This window comes from Micavibrio aeruginosavorus ARL-13, from assembly GCF_000226315.1.
Classification (GTDB): Bacteria; Pseudomonadota; Alphaproteobacteria; order Micavibrionales; family Micavibrionaceae; genus Micavibrio; species Micavibrio aeruginosavorus_B.
Genome location: NC_016026.1, coordinates 1,086,597 through 1,101,719, shown reverse-complemented (window position 1 = coordinate 1,101,719; position 15,123 = coordinate 1,086,597). Strand labels below are relative to the sequence as shown.

Annotated in this window: 12 protein-coding genes; 11 read left to right on the top strand and 1 reads right to left on the bottom strand. The window is 55.7% G+C overall.

Annotation, left to right across the window (positions count from 1 at the left end):
- Window positions 1-44: 44 nt before the first annotated feature.
- The 8 genes from nusA to MICA_RS05200 all read left to right on the top strand — a co-directional run bounded on the left by nusA (window position 45) and on the right by MICA_RS05200 (window position 9,571).
- Window positions 45-1,553 (top strand): transcription termination factor NusA, encoded by a 1,509-nt coding sequence (nusA, locus tag MICA_RS05240; RefSeq protein WP_014102665.1) that lies wholly within the window; start codon window positions 45-47, stop codon window positions 1,551-1,553.
- 26 nt (window positions 1,554-1,579) lie between these two features.
- Window positions 1,580-2,284, top strand: coding sequence for a DUF448 domain-containing protein (locus MICA_RS05235; protein ID WP_014102664.1), 705 nt, complete (start codon window positions 1,580-1,582; stop codon window positions 2,282-2,284).
- Complete coding sequence (infB, locus tag MICA_RS05230) at window positions 2,277-4,949, top strand: translation initiation factor IF-2 (protein ID WP_041793830.1); 2,673 nt, start codon at window positions 2,277-2,279, stop codon at window positions 4,947-4,949. Before MICA_RS05235 ends, infB begins: the two co-directional genes overlap by 8 nt.
- 5 nt (window positions 4,950-4,954) lie before the next feature.
- Window positions 4,955-5,401 (top strand): 30S ribosome-binding factor RbfA, encoded by a 447-nt coding sequence (gene rbfA / locus MICA_RS05225; RefSeq protein WP_014102662.1) that lies wholly within the window; start codon window positions 4,955-4,957, stop codon window positions 5,399-5,401.
- Between the two features lie 5 nt (window positions 5,402-5,406).
- Window positions 5,407-6,348 carry a tRNA pseudouridine(55) synthase TruB gene (gene truB, locus MICA_RS05220; RefSeq protein WP_014102661.1) on the top strand — a complete coding sequence of 314 codons (942 nt, stop codon included), beginning with the start codon at window positions 5,407-5,409 and terminating at the stop codon, window positions 6,346-6,348.
- Window positions 6,349-6,367: 19 nt separating this feature from the next.
- The gene (gene rpsO / locus MICA_RS05215; protein WP_407635803.1) at window positions 6,368-6,646 is read left to right on the top strand and encodes a 30S ribosomal protein S15; all 279 of its coding nucleotides are present in this window, start codon (window positions 6,368-6,370) and stop codon (window positions 6,644-6,646) included.
- Between the two features lie 299 nt (window positions 6,647-6,945).
- Window positions 6,946-7,713 (top strand): GNAT family N-acetyltransferase, encoded by a 768-nt coding sequence (locus MICA_RS05205; RefSeq protein WP_014102658.1) that lies wholly within the window; start codon window positions 6,946-6,948, stop codon window positions 7,711-7,713.
- A gap of 103 nt (window positions 7,714-7,816) precedes the next feature.
- A complete protein-coding gene (locus MICA_RS05200) occupies window positions 7,817-9,571 on the top strand; it encodes an acyl-CoA dehydrogenase family protein (protein WP_014102657.1) in 1,755 nt (584 codons plus the stop codon).
- Window positions 9,572-9,663: 92 nt separating this feature from the next.
- Here MICA_RS05200 and MICA_RS05195 read toward each other — a convergent pair whose 3' ends face one another.
- A complete protein-coding gene (locus tag MICA_RS05195) occupies window positions 9,664-10,299 on the bottom strand; it encodes a 2,3-bisphosphoglycerate-dependent phosphoglycerate mutase (protein ID WP_014102656.1) in 636 nt (211 codons plus the stop codon).
- Window positions 10,300-10,425: 126 nt separating this feature from the next.
- On the opposite strand from MICA_RS05195, the gene MICA_RS05190 reads away from it, so the two are divergent.
- From MICA_RS05190 to MICA_RS05180, 3 genes are all read left to right on the top strand, one after another.
- On the top strand, window positions 10,426-11,805 hold the full coding sequence (locus tag MICA_RS05190; RefSeq protein ID WP_014102654.1) for a hypothetical protein: 1,380 nt from the start codon (window positions 10,426-10,428) through the stop codon (window positions 11,803-11,805).
- Window positions 11,806-12,092: 287 nt separating this feature from the next.
- Entirely contained in the window at window positions 12,093-14,240 is a 2,148-nt protein-coding gene (pnp, locus tag MICA_RS05185; protein ID WP_014102652.1) for a polyribonucleotide nucleotidyltransferase, read from the top strand.
- Between the two features lie 90 nt (window positions 14,241-14,330).
- Window positions 14,331-15,080: a glycerophosphoryl diester phosphodiesterase gene (locus MICA_RS05180; RefSeq protein WP_014102651.1), complete on the top strand. Its 750-nt coding sequence runs from the start codon at window positions 14,331-14,333 to the stop codon at window positions 15,078-15,080.
- Window positions 15,081-15,123 lie beyond the last annotated feature (43 nt).

The following is a 15,123-nucleotide window of genomic DNA, read 5'->3' as shown; positions in this document are numbered from 1 at the left end:
CAGGTTAATTGGTTTAAACAGGCAAAGCCAAAAAGAGGAAAACTATGGAACTGTTGCAAGTTGCAGATGCCGTTGCCCGCGAGAAAAACATCGACCGTGATATCGTTCTGGTCGCGATGGAAGAAGCCATTCAAAAGGCTGGCCGTTCCAAATACGGTTACGACCACGATATCCGCGCGATCATCGACCGCAAATCCGGCCAGATCGAGCTGAAACGCTATCGCGAAGTGGTTGAGACCATCGAAGACGAAGCAAAGCAACTGACCCTGAAAGAAGCGCAACGCATCAAGCCGGACGCACAGGTTGGTGAATTCCTGATCGACAGCCTGCCGCCGCTGGATTTCGGCCGCATTGCCGCCCAGACCGCGAAACAGGTCATCGTCCAAAAAGTCCGTGATGCCGAGCGTGAGCGTCAGTTTACCGAGTTCAAAGACCGCGTTGGCGAAATGATCAACGGTATCGTGAAACGGTCCGAATACGGCAACACCACGATCGACCTGGGCCGTGCCGAGGCTTTGCTGCGCCGGGATGAATCCCTGCCGCGCGAAAACCTGAAAGTTGGCGACCGCGTTCGGGCCTACATCTACGATGTACGCCAAGAAGTTCGTGGCCCGCAGATTTTCGTATCCCGTGCACGTCCGGAATTCATGGCCAAACTGTTCACACAGGAAGTGCCGGAAATTTATGACGGCGTGATCGAGATTAAAGCCGTTGCCCGTGACCCGGGTTCCCGCGCGAAAATCGCCGTATGGTCCCGTGATAACGGCATCGACCCGGTCGGTGCGTGCGTTGGTATGCGCGGTAGCCGTGTTCAGGCCGTTGTTGGCGAACTGCAAGGCGAAAAAATCGACATCGTGCCCTGGTCCGAAGATTTCGCAACATTCGTTGTGAACGCTCTGGCCCCGGCCGAAGTGGCAAAGGTTGTTCTGGACGAAGAAAAACACCGTCTGGACGTTGTGGTACCGGAAGAGCAACTGTCCCTGGCGATTGGTCGCCGTGGCCAGAACGTGCGCCTGGCGTCACAGCTGACCGGCTGGGATATCGACATCCTGACCGAGGCCGAAGAATCCGCACGCCGTGCCGAAGAATTCAAAAAACGCTCCAGCCTGTTCATGGAAGCTCTGGACGTTGACGATGTCATCGCGCACCTGCTGGTCGCCGAAGGCTTCATCAACATCGAAGAAATCAGCGAAACGCCGATTCCGGAACTGGCCACAATCGAAGGCTTCGACGAAGACGTTGCCGGCGAATTGCAAGCCCGTGCCAACGCATGGTTGGAAAAACTGCGCGTTGAACTGGAAACCAAACGCCGCGAACTGGGTATTCAGGACGATCTGATGACCTTCGAAGGTCTGAAGGCCGAACACATCCTGAAACTGGCCGAACAAGGCGTGAAAAACCTTGACGATCTGGCCGATCTGGCCGGTGACGAGCTGGTGGAAATTCTGGGTGAGGACGTCATCAACATTCGTGACGCCAATGCCCTGATCATGAAAGCCCGTGAACACTGGTTCACGGAAGAAACCGAAGAAAAGGCCGCCAGCAATGGTTAAGTCCATGCTGGTAGAGAGGAACAGTATTGACCTTTACAAAGGACAATCGCACCAATGACATGATCCCGCCGATGGCAGATGATAATCTGCTGTCGTCGGGCATTGTCACGTCCGAAGGTCAAGAATCCTCCGCACCTGCTGCTGACGAGCCGCCCGCGGCCCCCGTCAAAAAAATCAAAACAGAAACCTGTCTGGTGACGGGTGAAACCCTGCCCCGGGACCAGATGATCCGTCTGGTGATCGGCCCCGATTCCATGCTGTATGTGGATTTGGACGCCAAACTACCCGGCACCGGGTTCTGGATCACGCTGGGGCACAGCATACTGGCGCAGGCCATCAGCCGTGGTTCCTTCACCGCCGCCCACGACAGTATCAAAATCCCTGAAAATATTGATGAAATCATCACCAAAGTCCTGACCCGCAAGGCGCTGGACATGCTGTCCATGGCGCGTAAAGCGGGCGACCTGATCACCGGGGCCGATAAATGCGAGCAAATTTTGCGATCGCGTAAAGGTGGTGTATATGTAACCGCCGCCGAAGAAAGCGCGGTCACCCGCCGGAAACTGGCCAATTTGGCCCGGTCCCTGCCCGTGATCGACCAGTTTTCCAGCGCAGATCTTTCCACCCACAGCGGCGCCCAGAATGTGTGGCATGCCGTGATCCGGAGAGGCCCCCTTTGTCAGCCGTTCTTAAACGCGGTTGATCGACTGAATAAATTTAATAATGACTGACGATGAAAGCACAGGCACAGGAATGACGGATAGTAAAGAAAAAGGCACAGGCGCAGACAAGGGCACGGAAAAGAAATCCACCCTCAGCCTTGGCTCCAAAGGAACATTAAGCCTGAAGGGCGGCGCCGCCAGTGGCGCAGCCGCCCCGCGCGCGGCCCAACCAACACGCGGCGGGAAATCCGTTGCCGTGGAAGTCCGCCGCAAGCGCAGCGGATCCACCACCGCGCCGATGAGCCGCCCGACGACCGAAGCCCATGTTGAGGCCGAGGACCATACAGCCGGCACGATGGCCGCCCTGCGTCAATTGACCAGCGAAGAGCGCGAAGCCCGTATCCGCGCCCTACAGGCCGCGGAAGAAGAATCCAAACGCCGCGCCGACGCCAGCGAAGATGAAGACGACCGTAGCATCATCGGCACAACGGTTGAATACCGGTCCCCGACCGCGCCCGCGATTGTGACCCAGCCGGAAACCGCCGAGCAGGCCCGCCAGCGCGAACTGGAGGAACTGCAGCGTATTGAAGAGGAAGAGCAACAGAAAAAACGCGCCGATGAGCGCCGCCACGCCTCCACCACGGAGCACACCCGTGGCCCGAGCAATGCAGCCGCGCAAGATATCATGCGTGAATCCGCCCGTCCGGGTGCTGCTGGCCGTCCGAGCTTCAGCGAAGATGAACAGGAAGAAGAAAGCTATCGCGAACGCATGAAGAAGGCGAGCGTGAAGGCCCCGCCGTCACGCCGTGGCGACCAGGACCGCAACTGGAACCCGGGCCGTCTGACCGTTCAGAAAGCGCTGAGCGAAGACGTGATGGAACAGCGTGGACGGTCCCTGGCCGCCACGCGCCGCGCCCGCGCCAAAGCCCACCGCTCCATGACCGCCGAGCCGCAGCAAAAAGTCCTGCGCGAAGTGGTTTTGCCGGAATTTATTACGGTCCAGGAACTGGCCAACCGTATGACGGAGCGCAGCTCTGACGTCGTGAAAGCCCTGATGAAACTGGGCGTCATGGCCACCATTACCCAAACGATTGATGCCGACACCGCCGAATTGATCGTGACCGAATTCGGCCACACCATCAAACGCGTCACCGAAGGCGACGTTGAAATCGGGATTGAAGGCGATACGGACACCGAAGGCGATCTGTTGCCGCGTCCGCCGGTTGTCACCATCATGGGTCACGTTGACCATGGTAAAACCTCCCTGCTCGACGCCTTGCGCGCCACCGATGTGGTCGCGGGCGAAGCCGGTGGTATTACCCAGCACATCGGTGCGTACCAGGTTACGATGCCGTCGGGTCACAAAATCACGTTCCTGGATACACCGGGCCACGCCGCCTTTACCGAAATGCGGGCCCGTGGTGCCAACGTGACCGACATTGTCGTGCTGGTTGTTGCCGCAAACGATTCCATCATGCCGCAAACGATTGAGGCGATTAACCACGCCAAAGCCGCCGGTGTGCCGATTATCGTGGCCATCAACAAAATCGACCTGCCCGATGCAAACCCGAACAAAGTGCGCCAGGACTTGCTCCAGCACGAAATCGTTCTGGAAGAAATGGGCGGCGACACCATGGCCGTTGAATTGTCCGCGAAGAAGAAAATCAACCTGGACAAACTGGAAGAAACCATCCTGTTGCAGGCTGAAATGCTGAACCTGCGCGCCAACCCGAACCGTCGTGCCAATGGTACAGTGGTCGAAGCGAAGCTGGAACAAGGGCGCGGGAACGTGGCCACGGTTCTGGTCGAAAACGGCACGTTGCGCGTTGGTGACATTTTCGTTGCCGGTGCGGAATCGGGTCGCGTTCGTGCCCTGTTGGATGATCGTGGGAACTCGGTCAAACAAGCCCTGCCGGGCCAGCCGGTTGAGGTTCTGGGTCTGCAAGGCGCGCCGGAAGCTGGTGATAAAATCAACGTGGTCGAAGATGACGCCCGCGCCCGTGAAATTGCCGCCTATCGTGCGCGCAAGAAACGTGAACAGGCCGCAGCATCCATCGCCCGCCGCACCAATTCGCTGGAACAGATGATTGCCGCCGCGAAGGAAGGCGAAAAAACCACCCTGCCCGTCGTTATCAAAGCCGACGTGCATGGTTCTGTCGAAGCGATTGCCGGTTCACTGCAGAAAATTTCCGAAGACAACCCGGATGTTATGGTCCGCGTTCTGCACTCCGGTGTGGGCGGGATCACCGAATCCGATATCATTCTGGCGAAGGCATCCAACGCCATGATTATCGGCTTTAACGTCCGCGCCAACGCTCAGGCCCGCACATTGGCCGAACGCGACGGTGTGAACATCCGTTACTACAGCATCATTTACAACATCATCGATGATGCGAAAGCGATCCTGTCTGGCATGTTGGCCCCGAACCTGCGCGAAGAATATCTGGGCCAGGCTTCGATCCGCCAAGTGTTCAACATCACCAAGGTGGGCAAGGTTGCTGGCTGTATGATTACCAACGGCGTGGTCAAACGCGGATCCAAGGTCCGCCTGCTCCGCGACGATGTGGTTATTCACGAAGGCACGCTCAAAACCCTCAAACGCTTCAAAGACGAAGTCAAAGAAGTCAAAGAAGGTATGGAATGCGGTATGGCGTTCGAAAACTATGACGACATCAAAGACGGTGACGTTATCGAATGCTTCGATATCGTATCCGAAGCCCGGACGGTGGGTTAATCGGCATGCGGAAGCACAAAGCATCGGAACCATCGCAACGCATGTTGCGTGTTGGCGAACAACTCCGCCACGTGATTTCGGAAACGTTGCGGCAGGGGCGTTTTGACGACCCCCTGCTGTTCGACGCGTCCGCAATCGTGACCGTGACCGAGGTGCGCGTCAGCCCCGATTTGAAACACGCAACGGCCTATGTTCTGGCCCTGGGTGGCGGCAACATGGATGAAATGTTGCCCGCATTGAACGATTCCGCCGCCATTTTCCAACGTGATATTGGCCGCAAGCTGGATTTGAAATTCACGCCCAAGGTTCGGTTCATCATGGACAAAACTTTTGATCAGGCCCTGCGGATTGAAACGCTGATCGGATCATTGCCGGAAACGGACCGTTACGGGTACCAAGCCCCCAGTGAAGATGGCGATGAAGCGGATCAAGAATCCGACACCGACCAATAACGCCAATGGCCCGACGTAAAAAAGGCATTCCCATTCACGGCTGGATTGCGGTTGATAAACCGTTGGGCGTGACCTCAACGCAAGTTGTGGGGAAATTGCGCTGGCTGTTGAATGCCCAGAAGATTGGCCATGGCGGAACGCTCGACCCGTTGGCCAGCGGCATTTTGCCGATCGCCCTGGGCGAAGCCACCAAAACCATCGCCTTTTGCATGGATCACACAAAAACCTATAGCTTCACGGTCCGGTTCGGCGAACAACGCTCCACCGACGATGCCGAGGGCGAGGTGATCGCCACATCGGACATCCGCCCGACCGAAGATGCCATCCGCGCCATCCTGCCCCGTTTTATTGGCACGATTGACCAGCTGCCGCCCCGCTTCTCCGCCCTGAAAATTGACGGGCAACGGGCCTATGACCTGGCCCGTGCAGGTGAGGACGTGGATCTGGCCCCCCGGGCCGTCCGCATTGATTCCCTCGAATTATTGGCCCTCCGGGGCGATGAGGCCGATTTCCGCTGTGTCTGCGGCAAGGGGACCTATATCCGCTCCCTGGGCCGGGATTTGGCGCTGGAACTGGGGTCTGTGGGCTATATCTCCGCCCTGCGCCGGGATCAAGTTGGGCCTTTTACCGTAAACAATGCGATTTCTCTTGATTTCTCGGCGGATTCCAGCCAAATTCCGCCCCTTGAAGACATGCTTCTTCCTGTTCAGACGGTGCTAGACGACATCCCGGCTCTGGATCTGAACGAAAGGGAAGCAGCACGGTTGAAGAACGGACAGGTTTTATCGTTCATCTCCCGTCCTGATGTGGATCGACTCCACCGGGCCGGCGTGGTTCCCGATAAATCCAACCCCGTGACGGCGCTGGCGCTGTTCAATGGCACACCTGTTGCGCTTGTGAACATCGACGGCATCGATATTCAGCCGCTTCGCGTACTGAACCTTTAAAAAATGATCGGAGAAAACGATGTCGAATAACATGAACACCGCCGCCCGTAAAAAGGACGTCATCGCCAAAAACCAAACGAAAAAAGGCGACACAGGATCACCGGAAGTGCAAATTGCCGTGATGACAGACCGTATCAACTATCTGTCCGAGCACATGCAGTCCCACAAGAAAGACATGTCCAGCCGTCGTGGCTTGCTGGCTCTGGTAGCCAAGCGCCGTAAACTGCTGGACTACGTCAAGGCAAAGGACGAAGGCCGCTACCAAACGCTGATCGAAAAGCTGGGTATCCGCCGCTAATTCCTTTGGAATTGCAGAATTTAAACGGTCCGAACCACTTGGTTTCGGGCCGTTTTATTTTTTTCTTCCCAACCCTGCCCGTTTTGATGTTTAATCCCCCCATGCAAAACGCAACCGCACCGCATAGCGCGATCCGACGCGCACGACGTACAAACCGCCCCCTGTTGGCTCAGGGCGTTGCGGATCGTGCGGTGCAGGCCTAATCAAACTTCCTGACATCCCTTTCCTCTCCGCTTCCTGATCCAGATGGGCCAGGCGGATGCGCACTTATCTTTCGATCGCACACAGAGGAAAAAACAATGTCGGTACAAGCATTCAAAAAAGTCAAAACCCCGTTCAATGATTGCGCAGTCCTGCACGAAGGTACGATGCGGGATGGCAGCGCGTATAACGTCATCCAACTGGACAGAACGCACCTGTCGGACATCATCGCCCTGCATAATAAAGCCATTCAAATGCTGAGCGCGGAAGAAAAAGCCTTCATGTTGCCCAAGCCAGCCTCGTTCTTCGTTGATCATTTCAACCGGAACCACGGCAACACGGTTTTGGGCGTTTTGCACAATGGCAAACTGGTTGGTGAATCGATTGTGTTGAACCCGTCGATCGAACACCCCAAAACCGGGATGGTTGATATGGCCCCCGTTGGTGCACCGGACAGCATCACCCTGATACAGGGCGTCACCGTCTTGCCCAGCTATCGGAACAATGGCCTGATGCACGGCATGGTCAAGGCATGGCTGAACTACGGCGTGAAAGCAGACAAAGGCCACGCCCTGGCCGAAGTAGATGTGAACAACATCGCCAGCTGGGCCACTTTCTTGGACCACGGCATGGAAATCCCCAGCATTGGCGTTGATCCATCCGATGGAACCGTTGTCTACAACGTCCACGAAACCATCCCGAATATTGAGAAAAAACGGCTGACCCAAGCCTTTAATGCGGTTGCCCCGGGATGCAAAACCTGCCCCATTCACGACATCGAAACCCAAAAATCCATGCTGGATCAAGGTTATGTGATCAGCGGATGGAAAAAATCGACCAAGGAAATGATCCTGCGGCCCGTCTAAAACCGGGTTGCATTTCCCTGCCTGTCCATGAACAATGACGGTCATATTTGATCAATAAGACCCCGAAAAGGGGCTATAATGGATAGGCAGAGAGGTCGTTGTCATGGCATCCGACAAAATGCCCCCGGTGACACGGGGTTTGAATTTTTATGCGCTGGACCAGAACGTGAAATATTTTCTGGAGCGCACAAACCCGCAAATGCTCAAACGCCAACAAGGGCGCCTGAACGATCTGGGCGCTTGGGTTGGCAATGAACTGGATGTGCAAGCAGAATATAGCGACCGCCACGCCCCACCAAAATTGGTGCATGACATTATTCCCGCCGGAAAACCCGGTGAACGCACGGGCCGCGTTGTGTTCAACCCGGCATACGAAGATGCCCAGATTGAAATTTATCGCCGTGGCGTGATTGGGTTGGCGTTTCAGGATAAGAACCCGGAACCACACAGCCTGTCCTTCGTTATGGGCTATCTGCTGTCGCAAACGGATATCTCCACCCACTGCCCCGTCACCATGACCGGGGCCGTTGCGTATGTCGTGAATAAATACGGCAGCGATGACGTAAAAAAACGCTTCCTGCATGAATCCACGCGCATGGACGGGCTAGCCAAAACCGGGGGCACATGGGCCACGGAAAAACACAGCGGTAGCGACGTGGCCAACACCACAACAACCGCCCGCAAACATTTTGATGGATCATACCGTCTGAACGGCCAGAAATGGTTTGCGTCCAACGCCTCCTCCGGCCTGGCCGTTGCCACCGCCCGCGCGGAAGGAACGACGGGCGCCAAAGGTCTGGGCCTGTATCTGGTGCCCAGCCATGTTGACAAAGACTGGACCAAACCGAATTCGTACCACGTTACAAAATTGAAAGAGAAACTGGGCACGCGTGCGCTGGCCACAGCGGAATTGTTGCTGGGTGATGCGTATGCCGTCGAACTGGTCCCACCGCCGCATGGGCTGCGTGTGATGATGGAAGCGCTTGGTTACAGCCGCGTTCACAACGCCATGTCAGCCGCCGGTGTTGCCCACCGCGCGTTGCTGGAAGTGCGCTGCTGGATGGATAACCGCGAAACCTTTGGCAAAGCCCTGTCCGACCGCCCGATGAACCAGAAACACATGATCGGGATGAGTGTGGATTGGATGGCGGCCTGCGCCCTCGCCTTCGAAGCGGCGCACAGTTTCGATATGTCACAAGATAACGATGCCGCCGCGTACAGCTGGATGCGTATGGTTACGGCCATCGCCAAATACCGCACCGCCGATCTGGCCGTAAAATCCGCGAATATCGCCGTGCAGATGGTGGGCGGAAATGGTTATACCGCCGATTGGCCGACCGAACGGTTGATGCGCGATGCGCTGGTTTTACAGGTGTGGGAAGGCCCACGCCAAATTCAGGCCCTGGAACTGACCCGTGTGATCCTCGGCCCGGAAAAAGGTGCTGAAAGCTTTATCAAAAACCTGAACGCCATCACCAAAGCCTTGCCGTCGGAAATGAAAACCGAACGCGCCTTGCTGAAACGCAAAAGCGCCGAGATTGCCGGAATGATGGGTGATCTGGTCAAGAACCCGCAAACGGCAGAATTTGTCGCGGATGAAATTCTGGATGCGGCGGCGGATATTCTGACCTACGCCCTGATGGCGCGTGAAGCCGCATGGGAATTGAAACATCATAACGACAACACGAAGTCTCTGGCCCTGCAAAAACTGGCCGAAACGACGTTCGGCCAGATCAAGCCAGCGGGTTACAATGTCGATACGCTGGCCGATGATTTCAACCGGCTGGTCCGCGGTGTTGTTTCGCCCGCCCCAACCCCGGCCAAGAAAACGGGGCCCAACGGCCCTGCTCCGGTTTAAATAACACTTCGTCACCCCGGCGAAAGCCGGGGTCTTCGTCCATTATGGCTGGAAGATCCCGGCTTTCGCCGGGATGACATTCCAGGAGGCCGTTAAGCCGCCGGCGCTTCTTTCAACGCATAACGCTTCAGGATTTTGCCGTTTTCCATTTCAAACACCAACGGAACGCCCGTTTCCATTTCGGCGGCGTTGATGGTCTCCGGCGTTTCCGCGCCCAGAACGATCAGGATACCGCGCAGTGAATTGCCGTGGGCGGCAATCAATACGTTTTTGCCACCATCGACCAGCGGTTTGATGTTCGCGTTGTAATACGGGCGCACGCGGTTTTCGACCACGTCCTTCAACGACTCCCCACCCGGCGGGTTGACGTCATAGGACCGGCGCCAAATATGCACCTGTTCATCGCCAAATTTCGCGCGGGTTTCATCCTTGTTCAATCCGGTCAGATCGCCGTAATCACGCTCGCGCAAATCATCGTGGCGGATCATGGTGTTCAGCAAATCCGCCTGCCCCGCATTGGTCAGCGCAATTTCCGCCGTATGGCCAGCGCGTTGCAATGTGCTGGTAAACACCTGATCAAACTGAATGCCCGCCGCCTTCAGGCGCAGACCCGCCTGACGTGCTTCTTCACGACCCAGATCGCTCAGGTCGATATCGTGGAAACCGGTGAAGCGGTTTTCCAGGTTCCATTGGCTTTGACCATGGCGCAGCAGGACGAGCGTGTTCATATGTTATCCCCTTATCAGGCAAGAAAAATCAGGAAAATCAAAGAGATGTCATAAAACCATGACATGGCAACCATTTTTATATAACACTTTTGATCCAAATTATAAAAAGAATACAGGGAGCGTTCAATGCAGCCATCATCCAAGGCGATCAAAAGCCTGCGCCGAACCTTGGGCGGCGTGTCGATTGTGTTCATGGCCATGGCAGGGGTTGCCCCCGCGACGGCCGATGCCGATACGCGGCCAACCGGCACAACAACCCTGACCACCATTCTGGATGATATTCAAGACCAGGCCAACACCTACGCAAAAACCAAACCCCGCCTGCCCGAGGTTTTGATTATCAACAACGACTACGTCAAAATCCAAACGCGCAGCGAACCAATCCCGTATGAACGCCGCCTGTTTTATTACATGCAAAGCACCGTCCCGGACCTGCCGCATAAGAAATTTTCATCGATCCGTCTGGGTATGGGATCGAGTTACGGGCCCAGCAGCTTGAACCCGCAGGCCTTTCATCTGGATGAGCAAAATAAATGCGTTGTGATCGCGGAAAATGCGGATCTGTCATCACAAAGCCTGGTCGAAAAATGGATTGGCGAGGCGGGCAAATACCGCCTGACCCCAACCATCAATCCCGGCCCTTATATGATGATGAAGCGCAGTGTCTGGCATGAAGTGTGGCACTGTCTGGATCAGGAATTTGTCGTTGAACGGAAAAAAATCCACAAAGACGCAGCGTTTGAGCGCGCGCTGGCCATTCACCGGTCCGAAATGTTTGCCGATGTCGCCGCCACATTGACCATGGCCGCACAAGGTGACCACGCCATTATGCAGCAAACGGCAGATATTCGCGCCGTCAGCTCACGCTGGAAGGCACCGGAAATGATGTCGATTTATCGCCGTGAATCCGATGCGGAATTTTACACAGCGGCGATTTATTACACGACGCCGGGGCATGACGCCGCGATGGCGCATATTCGCTCCGTCGGATCAAAAACACTCAAATCCTACAGCCTGAATGATATTGGTCGGATCGCCGCGGACATTACGCACAAACATGCCCTAAAGCCCGCAGACGTGAACGCCATGGTCAGCTATCTGGGCACCGGGAAAGGATCGTCCACTTTCATCAATGAATACAAAGCCCGCACCGAGCAGGCCAAAGCCCGTGTAACGGTTGAAACCCGTGAGCGCGTTATTATGCGCCCGGATAATGTTCCGCCATCAATTGACGATATTTTGAACAGGACATCGAAAACGGAAAAACAGGCCATTCATAACGCCTTTGCCCGGTCCATTGCAGAAGCTGCAAAACACGGACAGGTGCCCTTGCACGGTGTAATGAACCAACTGGAAGTCTGGCGCCACGCCCTGCACAATGATGAAAAGCGCCGCCCGGATCTGGAACGCAAATTGTATATTGGCGGACTGATGCTGGGCCAGGGTCTGCTGGATTCGCTGATCCGGGGCAAAAATACCGCTCAGGCCCCCAGTCCCAGCCCATAATTGCCATATCCCCACCAAAAGGCCTAAATGGCGGGGGTTTTAGGCCAAAAATCCTTGTTTTTCTTTGACTTCCTGCGCCCCCCATGGCATTAAAAAGCTCAGTTGGCGCAAGGTCCGGAGGTGGCGTGCGGTCGACTGTAAAGCACAGGTTATCCATTCCGTCGGGCCCCCCTGTTTTTTATTGTCCACCGAACCCCTCCCCCGCGCAAAAATTGCGTCTTTCTACAAACACGTCGTACTGGCAAGGGCTGGTATGGCGCACGAAGTCTAAACAAAAGGAATGTTGAATGTTTAATATCTATCGCAAAGAGTTCGAACTGGGCGGCAAAAAAGTCGTTCTCGAAACTGGCAAAATCGCCCGTCAGGCTGACGGCGCCGTTATGGCCACAATGGGCGGCACGACCGTTCTGTGCACCGTTGTTGGCGCGCGCAGCTTGCGCGAAGGTCAGGATTTCTTCCCCCTGTCCGTTCACTACCAAGAAAAAGCATACGCCGCCGGTAAAATCCCGGGTGGCTTCTTCAAACGCGAAGGCCGCCCGAGCGAGAAGGAAGTGCTGGTCAGCCGCCTGATCGACCGTCCGGTCCGCCCGCTGTTCCCGGAAGGTTTTCTGAATGAAGTTCAGGTTATCGCCACCGTGGTTGCACACGACATGGAAAACGATCCGGATATCGTGGCCATGATCGGCGTTTCCGCCGCACTGACCATTTCCGGTATCCCGTTCATGGGCCCGATTGGCGCCGCGCGCGTTGGCTACGTTAACGGCCAATATGTTCTGAACCCGACCTTGTCCGAACGCACGAACTCTGTTCTGGATCTGGTTGTTGCCGGTACAGCCGAAGGCGTTCTGATGGTTGAATCCGAAGCCCAGGAACTGTCCGAAGAAGTGATGCTGGGTGCCGTTATGTTCGGCTGGAACAGCTTCCAGACGGTCATTAAAAACATCATCGGCCTGGCCGAAATGTGCGCGAAAGAGCCTTGGGACGTACCGCAAGCCCGCCCGGAAGTGGTCGAAATGACCAAAGCCATGAAGGCGAAATTCGAAGCCCCGCTGTCCAAGGCCTATCTGGAGCCGATCAAGCAAACCCGTTACGAACTGGTTGGTGAACTGAAGAAACAAGCCGTTGAGGAATTTGTTTCCGAAGAGAAAAACCTGTCCAAGGAAACCGTTGCTGCAGCCTTCAAAACGCTGGAAGCCGACGTGGTCCGTGGCCGCATCCTGAAAGAAGGCATGCGTATCGATGGCCGTGACACGAAAACCATTCGTCCGATCGTGGCCGAAGTTGGTGTTCTGCCGCGTGCACACGGTTCCGCTTTGTTCACCCGTGGCGAAACCCAGGCATTGGTTGTCACCACGCTGGGCACCGGTCAGGACGAGCAGATCATGGACGCGCTGGAAGGCGAATACAAACAACGCTTCATGCTGCACTACAACTTCCCACCCTATTCCGTTGGTGAAGCCGGCCGCATGAGCAGCCCGGGCCGCCGCGAAATCGGTCACGGTAAACTGGCATGGCGTGCGATTAACCCGCTGCTGCCGAAGGCTGAGGAATTCCCGTACACCGTTCGTAACGTGTCGGAAATTACCGAATCCAACGGCTCATCTTCCATGGCGTCCGTTTGCGGTTCGTCCCTGGCAATGATGGATGCGGGTGTTCCGCTGGCACGCCCGATCGCGGGTATTGCCATGGGCCTGATCAAGGAAGGCAACGACTTCGCCGTTCTGTCCGACATTCTAGGTGATGAAGATCACCTGGGCGACATGGACTTCAAAGTTGCTGGCACGGAAAAAGGCGTAACTGCCCTGCAGATGGACATCAAGATCACCTCGATCACCGAGGAAATCATGACCATCGCCGTGAAACAAGCACGCGAAGGCCGCCTGCACATCCTGGGCGAAATGGCCAAGGCATTGACGTCCGCACGGACCGAAATGTCCGAATACGCACCGCAAATCGTAACCCTGACCGTACCGAAGGAAAAAATTCGCGAAGTCATTGGTACGGGCGGTAAAGTCATCCGCGAAATCGTTGAGAAAACCGGCACGAAAATCGACATCGAAGACGATGGCACGATTAAAGTGGCCGCGTCCGACGCGAAAGCCATCGAAGAAGCCGTACGCATTATCCGCGGCATCACCGATGATCCGGAAGTTGGCGCGATCTATGACGGCAAAGTTGTGAAGACCACTGATTTCGGTGCCTTCGTCAACTTCATGCCGGGCAAAGACGGCCTGGTTCACATTTCCGAGCTGGCTTCTCAACGCGTTGCAGCCACCACCGACGTGGTCAAAGAAGGCGACATGGTTAAGGTTCTGCTGATCGGTTTCGACGACCGCGGCAAGATCAAATTGTCCATGAAACGCGTTGACCAACAAACCGGTGAACAAATCGCAATCGAAGAGCGCAAACCGCGCGGCGAACGCGAAGCTGGTTAATTGCTGAACAGCTAAATAATTGAAAATTGGATGATTGGTTTGTTCCGGTCATCCAATTTTCTTTATCCCTTCTGAAACACAGGAAACATCATGGCCCTTAAAATCCCGAAAATCATTGGTCACCGTGGCGCGTGCGGATACGCGCCGGAGAACACGATTGAATCCATCCTGACCGCTGCTGAAATGGGGGTGGAATGGGTTGAACTGGATGTCATGCTGACACGTGACAACGTGCCGGTGATTTTCCACGATGATACGCTGGACCGCACCACAAACGGTTTTGGCAATATCGCCGACACCACATGGGCAGATTTGCAACAGCTGGAGGCCGGAAGCTGGTTCGGTGAAAGCTTTGCCGGGGCAAAAATCCCATCGTTGGAAGATGCGTTGGATGTGATCATCCAAAAGAATCTCGGCCTGAACCTCGAAATCAAACCAACACCGGGGCGCGAGAAGGAAACAGCGGAAGTGGCGCTGGATGTTCTCTCCCGCATCTGGGACGACCATTCCCGCCTGCTGATTTCCAGCTTCCAACTGGTCAGTTTGGAAACGGCGCAGGAAATGGCACCGGATTGGTATCGCGGTCTTCTCCTCTGGCATGATGACCTGCCACCCAACTGGGCCGACATTGCCGATTATCTGGACGTTGTATCCGTGAACATCAGCCAGCAACTGGCCACGCGCGAAATGGTCGAAGACATCATCGACATGGAAAAGGCCGTGATGGTTTACACCGTCAATGACGCACAAGAAGCCCGCAAATTGCGCGGCTGGGGCGTTGATACCGTGTTCACCGATGTGCCGGATGTTATCCGCGAGGCGATGTTCCACGTTCACTAAACCTTGAACCCCTCCGATTCGACAGCTACAGATTGAACAGGAT

Excerpts from the sequence above, each read along its gene's own strand:
- MICA_RS05180 (WP_014102651.1), top strand. The coding sequence starts at position 14,331 with ATGGCCCTTAAAATCCCGAAAATCATTGGTCACCGTGGCGCGTGCGGA.
- MICA_RS05195 (WP_014102656.1), bottom strand. The coding sequence starts at position 10,299 with ATGAACACGCTCGTCCTGCTGCGCCATGGTCAAAGCCAATGGAACCTG.
- MICA_RS05200 (WP_014102657.1), top strand. The coding sequence starts at position 7,817 with ATGGCATCCGACAAAATGCCCCCGGTGACACGGGGTTTGAATTTTTAT.
- infB (WP_041793830.1), top strand. The coding sequence starts at position 2,277 with ATGACTGACGATGAAAGCACAGGCACAGGAATGACGGATAGTAAAGAA.
- rbfA (WP_014102662.1), top strand. The coding sequence starts at position 4,955 with ATGCGGAAGCACAAAGCATCGGAACCATCGCAACGCATGTTGCGTGTT.
- MICA_RS05205 (WP_014102658.1), top strand. The coding sequence starts at position 6,946 with ATGTCGGTACAAGCATTCAAAAAAGTCAAAACCCCGTTCAATGATTGC.
- nusA (WP_014102665.1), top strand. The coding sequence starts at position 45 with ATGGAACTGTTGCAAGTTGCAGATGCCGTTGCCCGCGAGAAAAACATC.
- pnp (WP_014102652.1), top strand. The coding sequence starts at position 12,093 with ATGTTTAATATCTATCGCAAAGAGTTCGAACTGGGCGGCAAAAAAGTC.
- MICA_RS05190 (WP_014102654.1), top strand. The coding sequence starts at position 10,426 with ATGCAGCCATCATCCAAGGCGATCAAAAGCCTGCGCCGAACCTTGGGC.
- rpsO (WP_407635803.1), top strand. The coding sequence starts at position 6,368 with ATGTCGAATAACATGAACACCGCCGCCCGTAAAAAGGACGTCATCGCC.
- truB (WP_014102661.1), top strand. The coding sequence starts at position 5,407 with ATGGCCCGACGTAAAAAAGGCATTCCCATTCACGGCTGGATTGCGGTT.